General features: G+C 59.8%; 17 protein-coding genes and 1 pseudogene. 12 read left to right on the forward strand and 6 right to left on the reverse strand.

All coding sequences use genetic code 11. From position 1 onward, the window contains the following. Nucleotides 1-1,010: 1,010 nt before the first annotated feature. Nucleotides 1,011-1,238 carry a hypothetical protein gene (locus ACPPVP_RS34090; RefSeq protein ID WP_038383553.1) on the forward strand — a complete coding sequence of 76 codons (228 nt, stop codon included), beginning with the start codon at nt 1,011-1,013 and terminating at the stop codon, nt 1,236-1,238. Nucleotides 1,239-1,388: 150 nt separating this feature from the next. On the opposite strand, the gene ACPPVP_RS34095 is transcribed toward ACPPVP_RS34090, so the two are convergent. The 3 genes from ACPPVP_RS34095 to ACPPVP_RS34105 are packed head-to-tail and all read right to left on the reverse strand — an operon-like array spanning nt 1,389 to nt 3,789. After that, complete coding sequence (locus ACPPVP_RS34095) at nt 1,389-2,381, reverse strand: L,D-transpeptidase family protein (protein WP_426527947.1); 993 nt, start codon at nt 2,379-2,381, stop codon at nt 1,389-1,391. Next, a complete protein-coding gene (locus tag ACPPVP_RS34100) occupies nt 2,357-3,454 on the reverse strand; it encodes a glycosyltransferase family 4 protein (protein WP_426527948.1) in 1,098 nt (365 codons plus the stop codon). The genes ACPPVP_RS34095 and ACPPVP_RS34100 overlap by 25 nt, the downstream gene beginning before the upstream one ends. Nucleotides 3,455-3,459: 5 nt before the next feature. Further along, complete coding sequence (locus ACPPVP_RS34105) at nt 3,460-3,789, reverse strand: hypothetical protein (RefSeq protein ID WP_426527949.1); 330 nt, start codon at nt 3,787-3,789, stop codon at nt 3,460-3,462. Between the two features lie 965 nt (nt 3,790-4,754). On the opposite strand from ACPPVP_RS34105, the gene ACPPVP_RS34110 reads away from it, so the two are divergent. Together ACPPVP_RS34110 and ACPPVP_RS34115 are read left to right on the forward strand one after the other, a co-directional pair. Continuing rightward, on the forward strand, nt 4,755-4,988 hold the full coding sequence (locus tag ACPPVP_RS34110; protein ID WP_426527950.1) for a hypothetical protein: 234 nt from the start codon (nt 4,755-4,757) through the stop codon (nt 4,986-4,988). Between the two features lie 794 nt (nt 4,989-5,782). Next, a complete protein-coding gene (locus ACPPVP_RS34115; RefSeq protein WP_426527951.1) occupies nt 5,783-5,971 on the forward strand; it encodes a hypothetical protein in 189 nt (62 codons plus the stop codon). Between the two features lie 287 nt (nt 5,972-6,258). Here ACPPVP_RS34115 and ACPPVP_RS34120 read toward each other — a convergent pair whose 3' ends face one another. Beyond that, the gene (locus ACPPVP_RS34120) at nt 6,259-6,495 is read right to left on the reverse strand and encodes a hypothetical protein (protein ID WP_426527952.1); all 237 of its coding nucleotides are present in this window, start codon (nt 6,493-6,495) and stop codon (nt 6,259-6,261) included. A gap of 1,590 nt (nt 6,496-8,085) precedes the next feature. On the opposite strand from ACPPVP_RS34120, the gene ACPPVP_RS34125 reads away from it, so the two are divergent. The 7 genes and pseudogenes from ACPPVP_RS34125 to ACPPVP_RS34155 all read left to right on the forward strand — a co-directional run bounded on the left by ACPPVP_RS34125 (nt 8,086) and on the right by ACPPVP_RS34155 (nt 13,878). After that, complete coding sequence (locus ACPPVP_RS34125; RefSeq protein WP_426527953.1) at nt 8,086-8,805, forward strand: hypothetical protein; 720 nt, start codon at nt 8,086-8,088, stop codon at nt 8,803-8,805. Between the two features lie 793 nt (nt 8,806-9,598). Further along, entirely contained in the window at nt 9,599-10,222 is a 624-nt protein-coding gene (locus ACPPVP_RS34130) for a hypothetical protein (protein WP_426527954.1), read from the forward strand. A 611-nt stretch (nt 10,223-10,833) separates the two neighbouring features. Then, nucleotides 10,834-11,035 (forward strand): annotated as a pseudogene (locus ACPPVP_RS34135) (hypothetical protein); the annotation flags it as partial. A 250-nt stretch (nt 11,036-11,285) separates the two neighbouring features. Continuing rightward, nucleotides 11,286-12,575, forward strand: coding sequence for a site-specific DNA-methyltransferase (locus ACPPVP_RS34140; protein WP_426527955.1), 1,290 nt, complete (start codon nt 11,286-11,288; stop codon nt 12,573-12,575). After that, on the forward strand, nt 12,572-13,150 hold the full coding sequence (locus ACPPVP_RS34145) for a DUF5681 domain-containing protein (RefSeq protein ID WP_426527956.1): 579 nt from the start codon (nt 12,572-12,574) through the stop codon (nt 13,148-13,150). The genes ACPPVP_RS34140 and ACPPVP_RS34145 overlap by 4 nt, the downstream gene beginning before the upstream one ends. After that, nucleotides 13,147-13,713, forward strand: coding sequence for a DUF5681 domain-containing protein (locus ACPPVP_RS34150; protein ID WP_426527957.1), 567 nt, complete (start codon nt 13,147-13,149; stop codon nt 13,711-13,713). Before ACPPVP_RS34145 ends, ACPPVP_RS34150 begins: the two co-directional genes overlap by 4 nt. Nucleotides 13,714-13,731: 18 nt before the next feature. Beyond that, nucleotides 13,732-13,878, forward strand: a complete 147-nt coding sequence (locus ACPPVP_RS34155; RefSeq protein WP_426527958.1) for a DNA methyltransferase — start codon at nt 13,732-13,734, stop codon at nt 13,876-13,878. 273 nt (nt 13,879-14,151) lie between these two features. Here ACPPVP_RS34155 and ACPPVP_RS34160 read toward each other — a convergent pair whose 3' ends face one another. Further along, nucleotides 14,152-14,415 (reverse strand): helix-turn-helix domain-containing protein, encoded by a 264-nt coding sequence (locus ACPPVP_RS34160; protein WP_426527959.1) that lies wholly within the window; start codon nt 14,413-14,415, stop codon nt 14,152-14,154. Between the two features lie 51 nt (nt 14,416-14,466). Between ACPPVP_RS34160 and ACPPVP_RS34165 the strand changes: the two genes are divergently transcribed. After that, complete coding sequence (locus tag ACPPVP_RS34165; protein WP_426527960.1) at nt 14,467-15,297, forward strand: YqaJ viral recombinase family protein; 831 nt, start codon at nt 14,467-14,469, stop codon at nt 15,295-15,297. A gap of 16 nt (nt 15,298-15,313) precedes the next feature. Beyond that, a complete protein-coding gene (locus tag ACPPVP_RS34170) occupies nt 15,314-16,510 on the forward strand; it encodes an ERF family protein (RefSeq protein ID WP_426527961.1) in 1,197 nt (398 codons plus the stop codon). Nucleotides 16,511-16,652: 142 nt separating this feature from the next. Here the strand turns inward: ACPPVP_RS34170 and tnpC are convergent, their stop codons facing one another. Beyond that, the gene (gene tnpC, locus ACPPVP_RS34175) at nt 16,653-18,281 is read right to left on the reverse strand and encodes an IS66 family transposase (protein WP_426527611.1); all 1,629 of its coding nucleotides are present in this window, start codon (nt 18,279-18,281) and stop codon (nt 16,653-16,655) included. Nucleotides 18,282-18,288: the final 7 nt, after the last annotated feature.

An 18,288-nucleotide genomic window follows, 5' to 3' on the forward strand; every position in this document is an offset into this window, starting at 1 on the left:
CCAACGGGTTTGATCACCGTCTCGACAGCTCCATAGTTCGCTCTCATTCGCCGTTCGTCGGCGGTCGTACCGCTTCAAGTCGCGCAGGCGTGCTTGCAGCTCTGCTTCTAGTTCCCGGAGGTGTTGTTGGTGATTCCGCTCGGGTAATCACCTTGCAGTCGACGGCAGCGAAGCAATTGCTCTTCAAGTGCCAATTTATCCCGTGAAAGGTCCATACCTCAAAGAAGCACAAGAGACAGGCAACCCCGTTTGATGCCCATCAGCGATCCTCGGCTGAAAGTCTAAATCTCGCCGGGGCTTGCAGCAATATTTCTTTTCGCTTGATCGCGCCCATATGTCCTGGCCGCGAGCGCCCGTAGCGCGGCTTGGAGCCGCCCTTTTGCTCACCGGGCGTCTTCGCTTTCCGACCCCGTTTCGATGGTTTTGCGCTCGGCCTAAATGGCCGCGTCCTCCTGTTGTGCTCGCGCTCGGCCTTGTCCAAAGCGGACTCGCGCCTTGTCGACGGCCTGCTGCCGGGGGTCGCGGTCCTTCCGCCGGCGGCCTCTTCCTTTGCACGTTCGCGCTCACGCCGCCTCTTCTCCCATTCGCAGGCGACGCCGCCTTCCGCTCCGCGCCTTGTCCACGGGTCGGGAGCCGGTGTGTCTTCAGCCTTCGGCTTGCCGCGGCGTCGGGGGCGGGATTGCATGTCTCGTTCGTCGGCGCTCGAAGAGAGCCCGCTAGAGCCGGCGTTTCCAACCTCGCCCCCCGGCCGAGTCTGTTTTTTGACGGCTCAGCATCCGGGATTTCGCCGTCGGCTCACCAGACGCCTGCAACAACCCTCGTACAGCTTTCGGAGCCGCGGCCGCCACCACCGGTGGAAACTCAAAACTAGGCAATTGCAACCTACGGGGCTGCTGCTAATGCCTTTCGACTCATTGGAAAAAATTGAACGAAAAAGCCGGGAACAAGTGGAACTCCGGGGAAGCGACGCGGTTGGAAAAACCGTTTTCACGACACTAGAGGAGACCGACATGAAGAAGTTGATCGTCTGCGGCGCGCTTGCCGCCTTCGCACTCGGCACCCAGGCCGCCAGCGCGGCCGAGTTCTACATCGTGCGCGATGCGACCACCAAGAAGTGCACCGTGGTCGACACCAAGCCGACGACGACCACCACCACGGTCGTAGGCGACGGCGTGTACAAGACCAAGACCGAGGCCGAATCCGCGGTCAAGACCACGAAGGTCTGCACGGAGCAGTAACGCTGCGCCGGCTCGCTGAAACACTCACGAAACGGCTCGTCCGAATGGAGCGGACGAGCCGTTTTCATTTTCTCGAGCCGAGCCGGCAGGACCACGCAGAGCCTTTAAGGGGTAAGCGAGACAAATATATCGCTCGACAGTTCCCATCGCTCAGCGCGTCCCATCGACGAACGCGACCGAAGTCCCCTTGGTCACGCTGGCCGCGACGCGTTCGGCATCCCAGTTCGTCAGACGAACGCAACCGTGCGACTCGGCCTTTGATACCTTGCCGGGCCATGAGGTCCCATGCATGCCATACCCCTCGGCGGAAAGCCCGATCCAGACGGAGCCGACCGGATTGTTCGGTCCGGGCTTGATCGTGAACGCCTTGTCGGACTTCACGCCCTTGAAACGGTAGTCCGGATTGTAACGGTAGGTCGGGTTCTTGCTGATATCCGTCACCTTGAGCGTTCCGCTCGGAGATGGCTTCTCCTTGCTTCCGACGGTGGCCGGATAGAAGGCGATCAGAGAATTCGACTTGTCGAACAGCGCTACCGTTTGTCTCTTCTTGTCGACCTCGATCCGGTCGGCCTTGAGTCCTTCCTGGTCCGTGCTGGTGTCCACCACGAGGATGGTGTCGCCGGCGCGGTCGAAGCGTTGATCGGGATTGAGCATCGATAGGAGATCTTCGCTCATGTGAAAACTCTCAGCCAGCCCTTCGCGAGGACTGACGTAACCGAGCTTCGGAATATCCTTCATGTCCTCCATCCTGGCCGGAAGCTCGGACAAGAAGGGCCCCGCCACGTCTTTCTTCTCGATGACGTAGCTCATCGTCACCGGCCGGTCGTCCGCCCGTAGCGCATTCCAAACGTCCGCCGTCAGCGCATCCGAACTCGGCAGCCGACGGGCTTCGGCATACGCCCGCAATGCCTTCCTCGCGTTCTCTCCGAACTTGCCGTCGATCTCGCCGGGTGAGAAATGCGCGCGGTCGAGCAGAACCTGCAACTTGATACCCGCGGGGGTCGGCTTGCCCGCCGACAGCGTCTTCTTCGACGGCTCGGCGGAGTCGATCGCGTCGGCATTAAGTCCGGCGCCAAATGCAGAACCCGTCAGGCTCGCGATGGTGACGCCGACGGCGATTAACCTGGCAATTCCGAATGGCATGACGCGGTCCTTTGGTTTAGGTGATGGGCTTGCGATCCGCGGTTCGATCCGGCTGCGACGCACTCCCGGTACAAATCCTCATACTGCCCGACCATCCGCTGCGCGGAGAACCGTTCCTCGAAGCGCGCGCGTATCGTGCGTCTGTCCAGGCGGTCCAATTTGCCCACAGCAGCAACCGCCTCCAGCTCGCTTTCGACGATGAATCCGGTGACGCCGTCTTCCACCACCTCCGGAACGGAGCCGAACCGGAACGCGATGACAGGCGTGCCGCATGCCATCGCCTCGATCATGACGAGGCCGAACGGCTCCGGCCAGGTGATTGGAAACAGCAGGGCGGCCGCATCGGCCAAAAACGGCTGCTTCCTCGTCTCGTCTATCTCGCCGACGAGCTGTACCCGCTTGCCGTCGAGATGAGGCTCCAGGTTCTTCTTGAAGTACGCCGTTTCCGCACGGGGTAACTTGGCCGCAATGCGCAGCGGTTTTTCGGCGGCCCTCGCGATCCGGATCGCAGCTTCCGGCCCCTTCTCCGCCGTCAGCCTGCCGAGGAAGGCCAAATAGGAGCCGCGCGCATACGAGGGGCGGAGCAGATCAGGGGGCAGACCGTGCTGGACGGTAGCGAGCCAGTTCGCGTCCCGCAGCGGCAGGCGTTGATGGTCGGAGATGGATACGAATCGGGTTTCGGGAAATGCTCGGATGACATCACCAAGGCCCGGCAGATCCAGTCTGCCATGGAGGGTCGTGAGAGATGGCACGCCGAGCCGGCCAAGCAGGGGGAGCGCGAGCCAATCGATATGGGAATGGATCACGTCGAACTCGCGCGCGCGCCTGGCGATGGCCTGCAGCAGGACGGCGTAGGCAGAATTGGGATCGACGCCCTTGCGCCCCAGCCGTAGCGCCCTCGGCCACACCGAATGAAGCCTGCCGCGGGTCTTGGAATCGCCACTCGCGAACAGAGTGACTTCGTGGCCCCGGTCGACAAGTCCGTCCACCAGCCAGGCGACCACCCGCTCCGTGCCGCCATAGAGCTTCGGAGGGACGCTTTCGGCGAGAGGAGCAAGCTGGGCGATGCGCATGGGGACTAGCCGCCCGCTCCGAAGGCCGAACGCAGGACTAGGACGACCGCTGCGGACACGAGGTGCGAAACGGCGAGCACCGTCCAGACCGGCCTCGCGCTTCCGAGGGCGAGCCAGCCGAGCAGTTCCTTTGCCGGGGTCAACATTCGTCGTCCGGAAGCCGCGCAACCGAAGTGCGCGAGCACTTCGACAGCACCACCGCGCGCCTCGGGCCTTCCGCTTAGATGGCGCTCGAGCAGGCAACGACGGCCGTCCGCTGCATCAACACCGTCATGGGTCGCGCGATCGATAGTCCATGCCGTCTCCACGGCACTTCGCAGCGCATCGATTGCCATTTCGAGCTCCATCGCGAAAACATCTTCCGGCGGCAACTCCTATGAGGGTCAAAGTTTCCACTTTTTCCCGAAATTGTTTTTCCCGAAACTTCACCAGCATTCAATCAATTGAGACCGTCGGAGGCGGTCGCGATACGTGGACGATCTTCGCAAGCCGAAATTCTGGCACACACCGAGCATGAGCCGTCTGTGTGCGAGGATCTCTCGTGTCCATCTACGCCTCTCCATGAGTCACCGAAGTTGAAGACCGGGGGTGTGTGTAAACCCACCATGCCCCTCCTCGGGCATTCGTGATGGCGGCGCGCCACGCTACGCGGCTAAGCCTAACACAGCGACATCCTCCGAAAGCTGTTCAAAATCGGGGCCCGGGGCACGGCACTGGTTTTATATGTTTCCAAGAAGGGCAGTCCGCGATCATGTACCGGCCGCGTCCGCCATCGAACCTGCGAAAGGCGCGACTGCGAGTTGAAGCCTGGGCCAGCGCGTGAATAGCGCCTGCAGCGAGCTTCGATAGCGACATACCCCGCATCTCCTACAACTTCGATGGCGATCAACCTCAGGGGCGCTCCGCAGATAGAGCTTAATGATCATCGACCGGTTGGCGTTTCCTTCACCATCGGCAATGGTGCGCCAACCTGCATTACAACTGCATTTAGAAATATCATCGTACCCGTAGCGGCGATAGCGGAACGGCCAAGGGGACGCCTTACGTTTACGCACCGGATGTCGAACCATACATTCCGAACTCCGGGGACCTTAGCCGCATTGAAACGCTTTCGCCCCGGGCACCCGGCGGTGTTTCCGCGCCTCGATACACGAGCAGCGTCAACACATCCTCCCGTTGCTTTACATCTGACGAGGCAAGGAGAAATCTGGGTTGAGCCACACCTGCTGACAAAGATGGAGGACCACACCACTGGGGGAAGGTGTGGCCACATATTCTTTCGGAGTTTGCGGGAGGACCTATGAGCGATTGGCAACCCGACTTCGACCGACTTGCTGTTGATTTGAATGACCGAGATGCACAAACATCGTCATCTAAAATAGTTTGGGTATATGTCGACACGAGTAAGGTCGTGGGTGACACCGGTCAATCGAAGGTACTTGCAAGCCTCGAGCTAGCCAAAGCATGGATCACCGAAAACGATTCGGCGGGCGTCGCATTTGAATACTCGTTTGATCAATCGCATCGAGGATGATGACCGTTGTGGCTTCAGAACGCAAAACAACTCGGCAAGCGGAAGATCCACGTCGATGATCTCATTGTCGATGATCTCATTGCATTAGGCCGCCCATCCAATGCGCCAGCGTCCAGCGACCAGGCCGCCGACATCAAGGTAGCGTTGTCGAGATCAATTTGCCGAGCCCGAGGCGCCGATGGGCTGAGGCTGGCGATTTCGAACAATTGAACCGACGGCTTCATGTCGGATAGATCCTTGACCGCAATGTCGAGCCTGCCGGCGAGAGCAATCAGGCCTGCGGGTATTCCGAAAGCCGATCGATCTGTCCGACTATCGCCTCACGCGGTAGAATCCGTCCATGGGACGAAATTACACGAGCGGTGGCGCGAGGAGTCAACCGCCCTAATGCTATGCGATGTTCCGGCAACTTTCACGTGAAGATTTGCTCTCGCTAACGGCAATCCTGTTCGCCGGCCGACCAGTCTCCGTCGGCCTGGCCGGCTCTTAAAGAAGTCGCTGGCTCGTGCCGCCTCCTGGCTCCTACAGCGCCAGAACCACCTAATCAGTGCATGGAGCGACGCCGGCTGTTCAATTTTGTCCTCACCATCTGCTTGATATTGACGCGTTTTCTCATTGCATTTCAAATTTTCAAATTGAACCCAGGCTACGACCGACCGGCATCTATTCTGCGGGTGCCACTTGGGTAACGCGGGCGCCGCGACACGAAGTCACAATTGCGCGATGTGCTGCGGTGCCGCAATATCGTCACCGCGGCGCAGCATAATCAGCGCTGGTTCTGAACGGAGTTTTGCATGTTCTGGACAGGCATTTCTATCGGTTTTGCTGCGTGCCTTGCCATTGGGCTTACTGGGCACTTTACCCACGACCGGCGTCAACGGTCGGCGTTCATCGCCAGTCTGTCGCCCTCACTGCGTGAAAGGCTCAGCGGCTTTGAAACAATCGATGGCGACTGGCGAGCCTTTCGGGACCTGTTGCGGTAAGCGGCGCTGGTGCGCCACACGACAAACAGCGCGTTCACGATCAGCCAAACAACCAGCCACCCAATTATCGCCACGTAGCGCGCCGCGCTTCTTCTTTGAATAGATATTACAAGTTGTTCTGATTCGTCAGGACGCGTGCGATGCAGAACGTCGCTGACGAAGGATGGCGTGAGCCGATGAGCCTGCGAGCGTCAACGAGAAAGTGCCTGCCCGCGCGGCTCCGCTCTTGATCACCTCGTTACTGGGCGTCGCTGTGACTAGGCGACGCTGGTGCCCCTCCCCGGTCTTCAAGCCGGTTCGAGAACCGCCAAAATCGTCGACTCCTGCGCATCCTCGATTGAGGGTACGATGCCAGGCGACCACACATTATCCAATTCGTCCAGCCGATCGATGAGACGCTGTAGCTGGGGCGGCATCTCCACCGACTTAAGTGCCATGGCCTCACGAAGCCGCTCACCAATCTCATCGCAGATGGCGCGGCAGTGATTGTGATCGAGATGCAGGATTTTGTGGTCGATGGGCATCGATTTTCCCCAGACAGTCAATGCCCCCAAGTATCGGACCAAGACCACAGAGATCGGTAAATGCGGCCGGCGACCGGTCTTCTTGGTCAAAAGCGGGTAAAAACGCCATGGTTTGCTGCGGTACGGCGTGGAAATAGCCAGAGAGCCGCGAGTTAATGATACTTGAAGGTAGCTTAGTCTTCCGAGAAACTTTGAGGTCGGTAGGCACCGTTGAGATCACTCAGCCCAGCCTGCATGCGCTCTTTCCGCTGCTCCGCTCGTGCGCGATCATGACGCGCTCGCGAAATTTGATCGCGCCAAATGTATCCCGCAGCAATGCCCAGAAGGAAAACCAAGAAAAATATAACCGTTTCCAACTTTGCCCCCGATGTCGTGCCGCCCCCCCGGTTACCGATCATTATATCGGTTGTCAGTTAAGCAAGGGTTGGCCACCGGCATGAACCGCCGGATACGCAAAAGCCGCCGCCGGGTTGAGACAGCGTCGGCTCTACTCTCACTCTCGCGGGGAAGTCTCACCGCGATTGATCTGAACCTAGTACTGGAAGTTAAGGAACGCTTGGCGAGCCAGCAACTCGAGGCGACTTCGGATCTTGGCGGAAAGTACCCTGTTAAAATTTAGCACTAGGCGTTTCGTGCGCCCGATGCGTCTTAAACCTTACATAGTTTGGCGACGTGATCGAACCCGGCAGTCTCCGAGCATTCGAATGACGGGGTTCGAACCGGGCGAAAATTGCTCGATCCGCCAAGTATGTGGACCTTCACCCTTAACATCCACTTCAGGAGGGCGGCGTCTTTCTGAAGCCGGTAAAGCTGGGGCCGTCGCCGCGTTGCGGGCATCGAAATCACACATTGAAGGGCAGTATAATTAAATCATCGGGCGGACTGGCCGCGTCAGCAGCATTTGATCGCAAACGAGAAACTGACGACAGGCACGCTCAATCGAGATCGCGCCCGCTTACCAAATTTAGGGGAAACATTTGAAAATTTTGGGGAGGCTCGGAGGGCTGAAGGCCGCTTGCTGAGCAGCAGGAAACGCCGCAAATATCTCAATAATTTCAAGACGAGGTTCGAGAAGTAGCAGTCGGCAATCCGCCTGGCAGTCCAGAGAAGACCCATTGCTCGAGGCTGTTTCGAGGAGGGCGCGCGTTCGCGATTGAAATAGGGGCGCGCTCTGCAGATCGGGGATTCTCAAGTGACTGGCGGGGACTCAAACGTGGCTGAAATCATAGCGACCTAAACTCCGTGATGTCGTGGTCCTCCCACCACTGATCGCAAGAGTCGAACGAATCATTGAATTTCCAAAAGTCCGCCCTGATTCGCACGACAACCGGGCTGAAATGCAGGGAACGCGATCGGCCCGGTTGAGCTCCACCACGCTGATCGTCCGCAGCGATCAATTTCATTGGAAAGTTCGCCGATTACTATTTTTGGACCCGACATCGCTGTGCGCCCTTGCCTTTTGAGTTGCGCTAACAAACTTTCTCCACAGCAAAGTACGGAACAAGGCGAAATCTGGTTTATTTGTTGACGGATCAGCGAGCCCGTGTGTATGATTTACGATAAATTAACTGCAAAGAAGAGTCGGTTCACATGTCCAAGATGAAGATTGCGGCAGCTTTGCTTGGTGGCTTGTTGAGTTCGGTTTGTGGCGGTGGCGCCCAGGCAGTCCAGATCACTTACGCGGATTTCGGCGGCGGATCGAGTTTTTCATCGAAAGGCTTTGATATCACGGCCACAGGCGGCGATTTTCAACAGAAGGGGAATTTTGGCGGATCATTTGGGGTGGGTGTCGGCTCGGTAAACAATTCAGTCGTCTCGGGCGAGATCGATGCCGGCAAGAGCGTGGCCGAGGGTGGAACCGGCGTGCCCGAATCTATTTCGTTCCAAACGAGCATCCCGCAGTTTCTAGAATCTTTTACGGTGGCTTTCCTTTATCCGAAAGGGCAGTTCAGTGATGACGTGAATGAGACCGCACGTATCATAATCAACAATATCACATACACACTGTCCGTCGACGATGGCGGCGGCACTGCCACATTTAGCGATCCCGGGTTAGTAAATGTGTTCCTCGACAATGCCAATGGTGGGCAGTGGACGGTGAGCTTCTTAAACCCATTCCTGCTCCAAGGCATCGTGTTCGCTCCCGGAAATGGGGGGCCAAATTCGGTGCTCGGAGATTTTGCGTTCAATCAGCTGACTACTTCGCCTGTTCCGGGCCCGATCGTTGGGGCCGGATTGCCTGGCCTGATGATGGCCTTGGGTGGCTTGGTTGTTTTGGCTCGGCGCCGTCGCCACCACGCTGGCGTCTGACGACTAAGCCAGTTCCCCTCGTCAATCATCCGCGCAGCGCAGAGAGACCGCCCTCGGGCGGTTTTTTTGTGTTCGGCGGCTACCTCAAGGATTTTGTTTGGTGGGGCGGCTTAAAGCTCCGTTTGCTAGCTGAGGGCGCAAATATGTGTTCGCAGAAATTTAGGCGGTTCCCTCCCGGACCTCTACCGGGCTTTCACGGGTTGCCAGATAGCTACCGGCGTTGCGGCGATGGCGGTCTTAAGCATCCGTCCCCAGATGCAAAACCGCCGAGATCTCGGCGCGCGACTATGTTATCGCTGACTTGGATCGCCGCCCCTCTTGGCAAGAAGATCCTGAGCCAACGGCGAAAGCCGTTGCGGCGCCCTCCTCCAGCCTGTGCAGAAAGTGCGTTGACGCGGCACAGCTGGCAAGTCGTTGCGGGCCGAACTGGGAACCTCAACACCGCGATTCGTTTGCGATAGGGTGATGTGCGATGTCAGGAGCAAGCGGACAAAATTCTCGGCACCGGGCCTGTTCGAGAAGAGCTGCCGAGGCTTACGACCTAAGGGCTCGCGTTAGATCAATCTCTTTGCCTGCTGACGTAGCCCTTTAGGCAACTCCCTACAGGGGCTGGTCGCAAATAAGATGCCATGGACGCCTACGATATAGTAAGGTCTCCTTAGTCTCTGATTCGGCCTGACCCGATAGACGGGGCTTTCACTTAAAATTACTGTGCAAACTAGAATTAATTGCTTGAACTAGCTAATTGAATCGATTCAATTTAACGCAGGAAAATACTGCAGAGGTGGGGACCATGCGTGGGATATTCCGTCTAGTTGCGCTTGTTGCGCTCTTTGCTGGTTCGCATTCTGTTAACGCGAATGCGGTGAGTATTATAAACGGGAGCTTTGAACTCGATCCCCAAGCCAACGGGTCTTGGGCGAACTATCCTTCCTTAACGGGATGGTCGGGCGGATCGGGTGGGATAGAATTACGCAATAACGTCGTTGGTCAGGCCTATGATGGCAGTAATTTTGTCGAGCTCGATACGTACCAGAACAGCACTATTTTCCAACAAATCAGCACGACGCTCGGACAAGTATACACAATAAGTTTCGCCTACTCTCCCCGCACGGACGTTCCGGATACTTCAAACGGGATCGAAGTTTTATGGAACGGTATTGTGTTTGGGTCTTATACCGGATTTACCTCCCTTAACGATGATTGGTCCCTGAAAACGATCAATGTGAGCGGCACAGGCAACCTCGACACCCTGTTGTTTCGAGCAGTAGGAACCAGCGATTCCCTGGGTGGCTCTCTCGACGCGGTCTCGGTTGCGACGGTACCCGGCCCCATTGTCGGTGCAGGAATTCCGGGCCTTGTGATGGCGCTAGGTGGGCTGGTCGCGTGGCGCCGTCGGCGGACGGCAGCTGCGTAGGTCTCGACGCACTAGTCGGATTGAAGAGACCGCCTTCGGGCGGTCTTTTGCTTTCTATGTGCTTTGATCACGCGTTGGGTCACCTCCGACGGTCCCCGGTGTCGCTTCAGCGACCGCTAGCGGCGATCTATCTGTGCACGCCCAATCGCGACGTGAGCTATCTGCCGAGAACCGGGATCAATATCTTCGGCCAGAGTTCGCAGAGCAAAAGCTATCGCACCGCGATTCTCATCAAAGCGTGCCTGGCTGCTGATCCGAAATCCGCAGCGCCGAGTTCTTGGTGAACTGCCTTGCGCTCTCGGCGCTCTGACCGTTCCCGCTCGACCTCTCTCGAGCAGGATGCTCCGGCGGACTTTTTCCAGCAGCAGCAAGATCACTACCGGCTTTTACCTTGGGCGTTGTACCCGCGTCCTCGGCTAGTTCGGCCATCACAAAGGCGACCGCCGGGCGTGGACCCCATTGCTTCCAGAATTCATCCAAGCGCGGCCGGGCTCGTAGAGCTTGTCATGACCGATAGGCATGGCTTCGAAGATGCCTGTATAGTTTGACCGAATCGATGACGGAGCCGACGGCCCGCAAGGCAATTTGAGGCTTGCGAGCCGCGCGCTAATGAACCCTGCCTGATCTGTAAACAAACCCCCTCTGATGCCCATCACCTGAAATATGCGCAACCGCGAGCCTTGGGACGGAAGGTCAGCGACGAGTTCACGGTCCTTCTGCCATGACCACCATCAGCTTAATGGGACCTGGTGGACCAATAACAGGGAATTTTCTCATTATTTCAGGAAAAAACAGGCTATATACACAACTTAGGCTATAGTATAAATAAATTATTCAATAGATTCAGTTAGTTAAATGAGATATCCGGCACTTTCCTGTTATTGTGCAGAACAGGCGTTTAGAGCGTAAGAACAGGGGATGAAAAGCGCAGAGTGGACCATTTGGAACGCCGGAACAGGTGGTTCGACACAGATGCGCATCGATTGATCGCAACTGTCCACTCAGTCCCCTATGATGGGATCGTAGATAGAGTTTCGGGGCAATGGGTCCCGGTCGCCCATCCATGGCCCTTATTATGAACAAACCAATTTCTGCCGAATCCCTGCCACGGCTGGACGTCGCCTACCGTGCCGTGGGTGAACTCATTCCGGACCCGCGCAATGCCCGGACCCACCCGAAGCGTCAGATCGATCAAATCAAAGCGTCGATCAAAGCGTTCGGCTTCACCAATCCAATCCTGACTGACCCCGAAGGCCGCATCATCGCAGGCCATGGCCGGCTTCAAGCCGCCCGGGCGATGGGTATTGCAGAAGTGCCGACAATCACCCTTTCCGGACTGTCGGAGACCCAAAAGCGCGCGCTCCGGATTGCCGACAACAAGATTGCGCTTAATGCGGGCTGGGACCTTGAGATCCTGCAGCAGGAGCTGGGTGAGCTCGGTTCGATCGATGTCGACATTGATCCTACTTTGACCGGCTTCTCGACCGGTGAGATCGACGTCATTCTCTCCCCGGCCGAAGGTCCCGACGATGAGGTCATTCCGCCCACTCCGGCAACGCCGAGAACAAGACCTGGCGATATCTGGATTCTCGGCGATCACCGCGTGGGATGCGGAGATGGCCGCGACGTCGGATTTTTGCAGCGGATCATCGGTGATGGCGCCCGTATCGATGCGGCTTTCCTCGACCCACCCCACAACGTTCGCATCGGCGGCCACGTGGTGGATGCCGGAGGTCATCGCGAGTTCGCCGCCGCGGGCGAGATGAGCGAGGCCGAGTTCCGCTCCTTCCTCGTTGACACGCTTGGTGCTGCTGCACATGTCTCGCGCGATGGCGCGGTCCACTTTGTCTGCATGGACTGGCGGCACATGGACAGCGTTTCCGCTGTCGGATCCAAGATCTACGGCGAACAATTAGACCTCTGCATCTGGAGCAACTCCAATGCGAGCATGGGTTCGCTTTACCGGTCCAAGCATGAGCTCGTCTTCGTCTACCGGGTGGGTACGGCGCCCCATCTCAATAGGGTCGAGCCGGGAAAACACGGCCGCCACCGCACCAACGTCTGGGACTACGCCTCGGTCAACGCCATGCGGGGCGGCGGGCGAGAGGATCTGGCCTTGCATCCGACGGTCAAGCCGACGGCACTGGTGGCCGATGCGATTGAGGATGTCACCCGGCCCGGCGATCTCGTGCTGGATGTTTTTCTGGGCCTGGGCACCACGTTGCTGGCGGCCGAGCGGACCGGTCGGCGCTGCCGCGGGCTCGACATCAATCCGGGCCATGTCGACGTGGCCGTGGAACGCTGGGCGGCGAGATCGGGCCTCGAACCACGCCTTGAGGGAGCCGCACCGTGACCAAGAGGTCCAAGACGTCCCATTCTGGTTCGGCACGCAACCCTGGCTGGTTTGTCAAGGGCCGCAGCGGCAACCGCAACGGTCGGCCGAAAACCTCCCGCGCCGAGCCCCCCTCTGCGTTCGAGGTGTTGCTGGAAAAGACCCTCACGGTGGCGGATCGTGGCGGCACGCGCAAGATTACGCTGGAGGAAGCCCTGCAGCAGCGGACTTATCAGGATGCACTGGCGGGCAAGCGCATGGCCATGCGCCAGCTCGTGCAATGGATCATCAAGCGGGAGGCCTGGCTGGCGAAGCAACATGCGCCAGGGGCCAAAAGGCCGATGACGGTACTTATAGAGCATGATCCAAAAAACGTGGATGCCGCCCTTGTGCTGCTCGGCATCGCCGCGCCCCATCCCGCGCGCGCGAAAATGGGCGGCGCCCGGGCAGAGCTACTGCTGGAGCCATGGGCGGTACAGGCGGCCCTCCGCCGCAGGCGAGGCGGCCAACGTCTGACTGACAAGGAGTGCGAGCAAATACGGCAGTGTTCGCGGGATGCGGATTCTCTGCGCTGGCCTCGGGGGACGGGTGAATGACCTCCAAGGGCGAGCCGCCTTCTGACGACCGAGAGGAGAGCGGCTATCGCCGGCCACCGAAGCAGACGCGCTTCACCAAGGGCCGGAGCGGCAATCCGGCTGGCCGGCCTCGCGGGCGACATCGGCAAGCACCCTATGAGGCGGTGCTGAGCCAGATGGTGAGGATTCGCGAGGGGGGAGTCGAACGCCGCGTGACGGCGGCCGAGGCATTTCTGCTCCAGCTCGCCAAACGCGGAATTGAAGGCGACAGCGCCGCATCCCGCGCTTCCCTGGCGGTGCTCGAGGAGGCCCAAAAACGCCAACACGCAAGCGATGCCGTGACCGTCACCGTGAGAAGCCTAGCGTCAGGGGGCGTCACGCCAGCGATCAAGCCGCTGCGAATGGCGAGGGTACTTGACCCTTACCGAGAGACCGCGCGCGTCGTCCTCGAGCCATGGCTCGTCGAGGCCGCGTTGGCACGGCTTCCCCACCCCCTCAGTCCGGCTGATCAGCGGACCATCGTGAGCGTCACGCGAACGCCCGGCAAGGTTCGCTGGCCCAAATGGTGGAGCGAACATCGGTAATGTTGCGATACTAGTCGCGTGCCGTGGCCATGGTATGGATCGATCCGAGATTGCTCGCGTCGCCAAGCCATTGCCCTAGACGCATTTGCCGGCTCCGGCACCACGCTGATTGCCGCGGAGCGAACCGGCCGGCGTGGCTATGGCATCGAAATCGATCCTGCCTAATGCGACGTCACTATTCAGCGCCCTATCCGCGTCCGCGGGCCAAAGCCGCAACGCTGCAGGCCACAGGGCAAGCTTTCGCCGACGTGAAGCGCGAGAGGTCAGCACAAGGCTCAAGTTCCTAACTCCCAATCAAGACCTTCCGGCGTTTTCCCCATGCTGCCTGCAGTTCCGGGGTTCGGCGGGCGGGCCGAACCGTTGCCGCTTCAAATGGAAGTTGGGTTCGTTCTGCAAAGTTGCCGACCGATCCTGCCTGGCTCGCTGCTCGGAACTGATCTATTTTCGAGCAGGCTTTTTCAAGCGAACTCCTAGCCCATCACCGTTTTCGTCGATGAACTCGATGCCGGCGGCTCTCATCGATCCGAGTATTCTCATTGCTGTCTCTTCTCGACCACCTAGCTGACCGTCCTGAGCTTCTAAACGCTTGATCGTAGGAATCGAGATCCCGGCAGCATGAGCCAATTGCTCCTGTGACCAATTCAACAGCGCTCGGGCTGCTTTGATCTGCCGAATTGATACTTTTAGTATTGACTTCCGCATTGATACTTTTAGTATCCAGTTGACAGTTCGAATCGAAGCAGGAGAGTCGCAATGTCAGCCACCTTTGCCAAGTCGCAGCATGCTGCCCGCCGACGTGAATTCATCGGCGGTTCGGATGCCCGGATCATCATGGGGAGTGATGAGGACGCGCTGCGACGGCTCTGGCAGGAGAAGCGGGGTGAGATCGAGCCCAAAGACTTATCCAGCGACCTCCTGGTTCAGCTTGGCACCGTAACCGAGCACCTGAACAGGCACTGGTACGAAATCAACACCAGCCAGGTCGTGGTCGATGTTCAGCGGCAGGTCTTTCACCCCGTGCACCGCTGGATGGCGGCGACGCTGGACGGCCGGGTGGAGGCGACCGGCGCGGTATTTGAGGCCAAGTTCATGCTGCCCTGGAATTTTTCCGAAGAGGCGGCTGCGGAAAAACACATGGCCCAGCTGCAGCACAATATGTGGGTGACCGCGACACGATCAGCCGTACTTTCCATCATCACCGGCGGCGGCAAATGGGTGGAAATGACGATTTCCGCCGACCCGCTCTACCAGCACCTGATGCTCACGGCCGAAAGGAAGTTTTGGCGCTGTGTCGAAAGCGGTGAATCCCCCCGCCCCTTCGGCATCGAACCCCCGCGGCCCCGCCTTGAGGCGGTTAGAACCGCCGATATGAGCGGCTCGAACGCGTGGGCGGAGTTTGCAAACCTTTACCGCGTGACCCGCGCTGCTGCGAGTGAGCATGACCGCGCCAAGAGAGAACTGAAGGCTCTTGTGCCTGAGGACGCCAGAGAGGCCTCAGGCCACGGGGTGCGCGCCAAGCGATCTAAGTCCGGCGCCATCAGCTTTGAGGCCTCGGAAGTGGAGCCTGGCCATGCAGCGCTCTAGTCATAGCGTCGGCGCATTGGCGGCAGCGCTGGCCAAGGCGCAAGCCGAGATCCAAAACCCGGAAAAATCACTGACCGCCACCATCGTCTCGCCCTTCCCGCGCGAGGGGGTACGCAGCTTTCGCTATGCGTCGCTGGCCTCGGGGCTCGACCTGGTGCGCAAATGCCTGGGCCAGCATGAGATCGCAACGGTCCAGGCCACCGCCATCGATCAGGACAACGGCCTGATTAGGCTTACGACAACGCTCGTTCATGCCTCCGGCGAATGGGTCTCGTCGGACTGGCCGGTCTGCCCTGTCATCGAAACGGCTGCGCCCCATCGGCTGGGCGCCGCGCTTACCTATGCCCGCCGTCATGCGCTGTTTACCCTGGTGGGCATTGCTGGCGAGGATGACCTCGATGCGCCTGATCTGGCGCCTGCGGTAGCTGCGCAGCCATCGCTCCCGCAGTTGCCCAGCGGACCCTTGCAGGCCGCTGCAAAACGCTCGCGCGCTGACAAGTCCGGTCCCGCTCAGTTGCCGCCAGACGCTTCCGAAAAGCTCCGACAGCAGCTGATCTCGGAACTCGGGCAGCTCGGGGATCCCGAGGCCTTGGCGGCGTGGGCACACCGGGTGCTACCGCTGAAGAACCAACTTTCGGCCCCCGATTGCCAGGCGATCGAAGCTGGCTTTGTGGCGCGGCTCCGCGAGCTTGGCGACGACGACGCGGCGAACGGAAATAAGACCCAAGAAGCGAACGCGCAGGAACCCGAGCGAGAGCGCGCCCAACCAGCCCCCGCGGAAGTCACCGTCATTAGCAAGCCGGCGCGCGAGCGCGATCGCAACCATCTGCGCTTCGTGGCCCATCAGCCCTGCCTCGTCTGCGGCCGCAGTCCTTCCGATCCCCATCACATCAAGTTTGCCGAGCAGCGGGCAATGGGGCGCAAGGTAAGCGACCGCTTTACCGTCCCGCTTTGCCGGCTGCACCACCGGGAGCTCCATCGCCGTGGCGATGAACGCGCGTGGTGGCACGTCCACGCGATCGATCCGTTGCCTACCGCGGCAACGCTTTGGGCCATAACCCATACGCCCGAAGGTGCCGAAGCAGGCCTCGAGGGCGAAACAGTCAGCACTCGCCCAAAGCCCGATAGGCGCCGGGTCAGCAATGGAGTTCGTCGCCCTGTTCCGCTTCAGAATGACGAAACGAGCCCGATCTTGCGGCCGGAGGCAAAATGAGCTCGTTCCGACAAATCGGCGCCCACCGCAGCGATGCGCAGCGAAGCACCGGCAGTCCCAACGAGGCCATCAACAACGTCAAGAGATCATCGACAACCTCTACGGCAATGTAAGCGTCCGGTGAAGACCGCACAGCGGCCACTCAGGCTGCCTGATCGACTTGCTTGTTTCGGTGGCGCCAATTCCACGGAAGGAGTTCGTCGAGCCTTTGGACGGGATGCTCGGCGATGCGCGCCAGAACGTCGGCGAGCCAGGCTTGCGGATCGACATCGTTCATCTTGGCGGTGACGATCAGGCTGTACATCACCGCGGCACGCTCGCCACCGCGATCAGAGCCGCAGAACAGCCAGGACTTTCGACCCAAAGCGATGCCGCGCACGCCACGCTCCGCCGCATTGTTCGACAGGCAGATGCGGCCGTCGTCGAGGAAGCGTATGAACGCGCTCCAGCGCTTGAGCATGTAGTCCATGGCCTTGGCGATGTCGTTGCGACGCGAGAGCTTGGCGCGTTGCTCGCGCATCCAGGTTTCTAAATTGGCGACCAACGGCGCGCTCAGTTCCTGGCGGACGGCCCGGCGCCGTTCGGGGCTCTGTCCGTTGATGCCTCGCTCGATCTCAAACAAGGCGTCGATCCGGCGGACTGCTTCCATTGCCAGCGGCGAGATCACTGCCGGCTTCTTGCCCTTAGCCTTGCGACGCGCATTCTCAGCCAGATCAGCCATTACGAAGAATGGTCGTCGGGCATGGACCCAGCACGCGGCTTCCAGGATCGGACCTGCGTTGCGGCCCGGGTCGTAAAGCTTGCCATAGCCGCTATAGGCATCGGCCTGGAAGATGCCGCTGTAGCCGGCCAGATGCGCCTGGGGATGCTCGCCCGCGCGATCGCGCGAGTAATAGAACACCGCCCCCGGCGGGGCCGGCCCGCCAAAAGGCTTGTCGTCGCGCACATAGACCCAGATCCGGGCGGTGTCGGTCTTGCCTTTGGCCAGGACCGGGACCGTGGTGTCGTCCCCGTGCAATCGCTCGGCGCTCAGCACATAGGCCTCGAGGCGCTTGAACAAGGGCGCCAGCGCCGCCGTGCAGCCGCCGACCTGGTCGGCCAGGGTCGATAGACTGATCGGCACGCCCTCCCTGGCATAGCGTTCCGCTTGGCGGTTCAGCGGCTGATGCTGGCCAAACTTCTCGAACAGCACCATCGCCAGCAAGCTTGGCCCCGCCCAGCCGCGGGCAATCACATAGAACGGCGCCGGGGCCTGGCTGATCTTCTCGCAATCACGGCAAGTAAACTTCTCGCGGACGTGCTGGATCACCTTCCAGGATTTCGGGACCACCTCCAACGTCTCGGTGATGTCCTCCCCGAGCCTGGACAGCCGCGCGCCGCCACAGCAGGCGCACACCACAGGCCCCGGCACGATCACCCGCTCGCGAGGCAGATGCTCCGGGAACGGCTGGCGCGACGGTCGCTTGCGCGTGAACGACGCCACCTTCATGGTTTTGGTCGCGGCCATTTCGGCTGCGAGCTCGTCCTCCGTCGCCGAACTCTCCAACTCCTCCAGCGTCAGCTCAAGCTGATCCAATAGTCGCGCGGTACGCTCCGAGCGCGGCCCATAGCGGTCGCGATTGAGTTTCTCGATCTGCAGCTTCAGATGGGCGATCAGCGCCTGGTTGTCGGACTGCTGAGCGCGGGCGGCCGCAGCCTCCGCGCGAGCAACGATCAATGCCGCTTTCAGCGTTTCGATGTCGTCTGGCAGCGATTCAAGGCCGTCACCCATGGCCCCG

The sequence above is a fragment of the Bradyrhizobium sp. McL0615 genome, assembly GCF_049993905.1.
Taxonomy (GTDB): domain Bacteria; phylum Pseudomonadota; class Alphaproteobacteria; order Rhizobiales; family Xanthobacteraceae; genus Bradyrhizobium.